Origin of the sequence: Mesorhizobium sp. M4B.F.Ca.ET.089.01.1.1, assembly GCF_004022605.1 — a bacterium.
Lineage (GTDB): Bacteria > Pseudomonadota > Alphaproteobacteria > Rhizobiales > Rhizobiaceae > Mesorhizobium > Mesorhizobium abyssinicae.
Genome location: NZ_RZOS01000446.1, coordinates 1 through 4,502 on the forward strand (window position 1 = coordinate 1; position 4,502 = coordinate 4,502).

Consider the following 4,502-nt stretch of genomic DNA (forward strand, 5'->3'; position numbering starts at 1 on the left):
CGCGGGCGCGGTTCGGAAAGATGCGCGGGCCGCTGATGCGGGACAAAACGCTGGTCGCCGGGGGGCACCCAGGCCTGGCCTTGCGGCTTTTCCGGTGCGGCAGGGGTCGAGGTGCGATGCAGGTCCGGCCGCTCACGCGGCATGGAGGATACCGGCGGCCTGGTTTCCTCGTCGGGGTCGCGGGTCATCCTGGCGATTTCGGCCATGCTGATCGGCCGGTGCTTCGGGTCCGGCTGCAGCATCGCTTCGATGATCTCGCGGAAATCGGCATCGATGTCGGAAAGATCCGGAACCGTTCGGCGCTTTTCCACGATTTCGAGCTGGGAGCCGCTCATGTCGAGCGGGTTGCCACGCAAGGCGGCCGCCAGCACCAGCCCCATGCTGTAGATGTCGGACTGCTCGCTGACCTCGCCTCCGTAAAGCCCCAGCTGCTCGGGAGAAACGTAGTTGTACTTTCCGGCGAACCTGCCGCCGATCAGCGTCTCCCCGCCGACGGCCGCCGAGCGCGCAATGCCGAAATCGATGATCTTGGCGCGGTCGACCCGGCCCCCCGGCAGGATGATGTTGTCCGGCGAGAGATCGCGATGGATCGCTCCCGCCTGGTGCACGGCGCTCAGGGCGGAGGCGAGCCGATGACAGAGCTTGCGCACGTCCTCCACAGGCATGGCGCCACGCCTGATGACATCGAACAGCGACTGGCCGTCGACGAATTCCATCGCCAGGTAGGGTCGCCCGATGCCGGGATCGATGGTGAAGACGTGGTAGCGCACGACGGCGTCATGCGACAGGTGATTGAGGATCGAGGCTTCCTTGCGAAACAGGGACAGGATCGTCTGATCGCGGGCGAACTCCGGCAGCACGATCTTGATGGCGACGTGATCGCCCGTCTGGATGTTGTGGCCGCGATAGACCTCGCCCATTCCGCCGGACGCGATCCGCTCGTCGAGCTCGTATATGCCGCTAAGCTGCGTGCCGACGCCTGTGCTGGCAAAGCTCGGCGAGACGCGCGTCCTGTCGTCGGCGCTCATCGGTCCCGACCTCCGGCGGTGGCGGGATGCGGACCGGCCGCCTGGCCGTTGCGACGATCGCCGATCTTCACGAGTATTATGGTCACATTGTCGGTTCCGCCGCGCGCCAGCACCGTTTCCAGCAGGTTCTCGCACGCCGCCCGAGGCGCGGCCGACAACACCGCCGCCTCGATCTCCGCATCGCTGACATGCGCCGTCAACCCGTCGGTGTTCAGCACGAAGATGTCGCCCGGCATGGTCTCGCCCTGCTGGTAGTCGATCACGACATCGTCGCTGACGCCGACCGCATGGGTGATGACGTTGCGGCGCGGCCAGGTGAGCGCTTCGGCGGCGCTGATCATGCCTCTGTCGAGGAGCTCCTGGACTTCGGTGTGGTCTTTCGAGATCTGCGAGATCGAGGCATTGCGGACAAGATAGACGCGGCTGTCGCCGGCCCAAAGGCAGGCAAACCGCCCATCCATCACCAAGAGGGCGGCGAAGGTCGAGCCGATGGTTATGCCGCGGGCTTCGGATATGCCGCGGATTTCGGCATTGGCGCGGCTCAGCCTGTCCTCGAAGCGTGCGCGAAGATCCGGCGCGGAACTGGCGATGCCGATCGTCGCCAGATGATCGACGATGCTTGCCGAAGCCACCTCGCCGGCATCGTGTCCGCCCATGCCGTCGGCCACAACCCAGAGGCCTGTTCGCGGCTCGACCAGATAGCTGTCTTCATTGAGGTCGCGCACGCAGCCTTTGTGGCTGACGCCGAAGCTTTCAAAGGGAAGGGCGACATTGTTCAATTTGCCACCAAGCGCTTCTCAAGCGTCCTTCGCGCCGCACCCTCGGGCCGCCGCTCGCGCCACTCTGCCACAGGCGCAAGCATTAGAGTACCGAAATCAAGACCGGCACGCCGGCCGGCCGGCTTTGTCATCGATGAGGCGGGGAGCGGAAAAAACATCTCAGAATCCCTTCGGGCAACTGAACCCGCCAAGCGCCGGAAGGAACAGCGGGTTGGGATCGGAATTGCTCTGGATGGTGTAAGCCACGTCGCGTCCGCCGATCACGAAGCGCGCTTCCAGATTGCCTTCGCCACCGCTGACGGATGCCTTGTCCATGAGCCGTTTCAGCGCCCACGGGCCGTCGAACTTGATGGCGGATTCCCGGCCCGGCATTTCCGGCGCAAGGCTCAGGCTGGCAGACCCGGACGCCGCGCCGCTCGGCCAGCTCAGCGTGCTCGGCGCGTTGCCTGTCTGGCTGCTTTGAACGGTCTGGCCATCGACATCGAGCACCGCGCTGTCGGCATCGCCATGCAACGAAAAGGGCGTGAAGGTGATGCTGACCAAAGGCACCGAACCACCGGACGGAAAGAAGGCGGCGCGGATTTCCGCCGCCGACTGGAAGGTCTTCAACGTCGCTTTCGAGAGATCGCGCCCGAAACGCTGGTCCTGCTTCCAGCTCCAGTCCTGGCCGGTCATGTCGATCATGGATGCGAGATTTCGCGCGAAGAAGCGGTCCATCAATCCGCCGGGGGAGAACAGCTTGGCGAAGTCCGCCATCGCAATCTCCTGCGTGCTGCCGGCGGCGAAAGGATAACGGCCGTTGACCATCTCCTCGCAGGGGCGCGTCACCGTCTGGTCGAGCAACTGGTTCAGATTCGCCACCGAGGTTTCGGCGACGTTGCCCTCGAACTCGTCGGCCGCCGCGTTGACCATGCGGGCAAGCTGCTTGGGCAGGCGCGAGACGTTGGCGCGCAGCGTCGAGACCTGCAATTGCAGGTTCGTGCTGACGCGCTCGGTCTCGGAGGGAACGTCCGCCGCCAGCTTCAGGCTCTGATAGATGTCGCGAAAGTTCTGGGTCAACGCGTCGATCGGGCGGCGTCCAGCGGGACCGCCCACCAGGGCCTGGAACGACCTGAACTGCGCCTCGACATTGGCGCCGGGGCCCTGCGCGCTCGCCGTGCCGGCGCCGGCACGGCTTTGCGACTTGCCGATCGCCATCTGGATGCCGATGCGGGCAAGGCCCCTGGCGATGGCCGCGGCGTCCGGCTGCCCGGCCGTGGCTGCGTCGGTGTTTGCGACCTGGCTTTGCCGGGTCAGGGCGGTTTCATCGGCAATCGCGCTGAACAGCTGATCGATCGGCGAGTTCTGCGAAGCCGCGGCGGAAAGCGCGATATATTGCGGCTTGTCCTTCAGCATCGCCTTGAAGCGCAGCTGGTCGAGAACGCCGTTCCAGGCTGCGGCGAATTCCTTGGCATAGCGATCGAGAAGCTCGGGGCCGAGCTTGAGCAATTCCTGATCGATGCCGCCCTGCTCGCCGCCTCCGCCCAGGACCCATCGGTCGTCGACAAGCATTTGCGCGATGCGCGAAAGTTGCAGCAGATAGAAATCGTTGAAGCCGGCATGGGTGTAGAGGCCGGGAATGCGAAGTCCAGAGAGATCGCTGCCGTCGGCGCGCTCGAACAGCAGCGGCGCTTCCGGCCCTGCCTTGGCCGAGACGGAAAAATCGGTCAGGGCCGCGGCGTAGACCGCCGACTTGATCAGGGCCGTGGCGCGATCGGCGAGGCTCATGCGTCCGAGCGAGCGCTGGGCGGCTTCGACAAGCGGCTGGTTGAGCTCGAAGACCGGATCATAGGCATCGTCCAGCGCAAGCATGGCGCGCAGGTGCTTTTCGAGCTGGGCCCGTCCTTCGCGGTTGTTTTCGCCGGGATAGCGGTTCTGCTCCCAGTCCTGCCTCATCCAGGAAACGACCAGCTCGTCGTCGACCTTCGGCGCCTTGCCGCCGAGCATCAGATAGATCTTCAGCGGCTCATAGAGTGCCGCCGGATCGGCCATCCTGGCCTGGATCGTGCGCTCGGCCTGCAGCAGCAGGCGCGAGCGGAAGCTTCGTTCCAGTGCTTGCCGGTAGGCCGTTTTGGACGCTGAAAGAAGCCGTTCCCGCTGGCCGAGGCCGAACGTCTCCTCGATAGGCGTCGGAGTGTCGCCGGTCTCGAATCCGGCTGGCAGGTTGCGTAGCTGGTCGAGCGGGCCAATCACGTTCTCGAGGTCGACGTCGGCGACCTCGGTGCTGTTGAGCAGCGGTTCCGCCGCCTGGCGGTATTGGCTCATCGCCTGCGTCGTTGCGGCGAGCAGCGATCGGTTGGCGGTAAAGCTGAGCGCAAACGCGCCGAGGGCGACGGCGGCGGCCAAGGCAATTGCGCCGATGCCCCCATATCTGGCGATCGCCGCGCGTCTTTCGGCCGACCTGTCATACGAAACCCAGCCGGCTTCGGCGAAAATGACGCTGGCCAGAAGATCGTGGAGGAAAAAGCTCTTGCCGGTCCCGGAAAGATGGGCCTGGGCGCTGCTGCCGAAACTGCGCCCTATGGCGCCGAGCACCTGGTCGATCGGCGTTCCTTCCTGCGTGCCCGAGGAAAAATAGAGGCCGCGCAGGCTGACATTGACCTCGCTGCGGGAGGGGTCGAACAGGCTGCCGATGAAGCCGGCAACCCGATTGCGC

The 4,502-nt window shown here is 65.2% G+C and carries 3 protein-coding genes; all 3 read right to left on the reverse strand.

The genetic code is table 11. The annotated features are described in order from the left end of the window. The coding region (locus tag EN780_RS28165) for a serine/threonine-protein kinase (RefSeq protein WP_133372745.1) at positions 1-1,028 on the reverse strand (1,028 nt) is incomplete at its 3' end. Continuing rightward, positions 1,025-1,807: a protein phosphatase 2C domain-containing protein gene (locus tag EN780_RS28170; RefSeq protein ID WP_128275931.1), complete on the reverse strand. Its 783-nt coding sequence runs from the start codon at positions 1,805-1,807 to the stop codon at positions 1,025-1,027. The genes EN780_RS28170 and EN780_RS28165, both read right to left, overlap by 4 nt. A 159-nt stretch (positions 1,808-1,966) precedes the next feature. Continuing rightward, positions 1,967-4,502, reverse strand: a 2,536-nt coding sequence (gene tssM, locus EN780_RS28175) for a type VI secretion system membrane subunit TssM (protein ID WP_128275932.1), incomplete at its 5' end; no start/stop codon positions are given.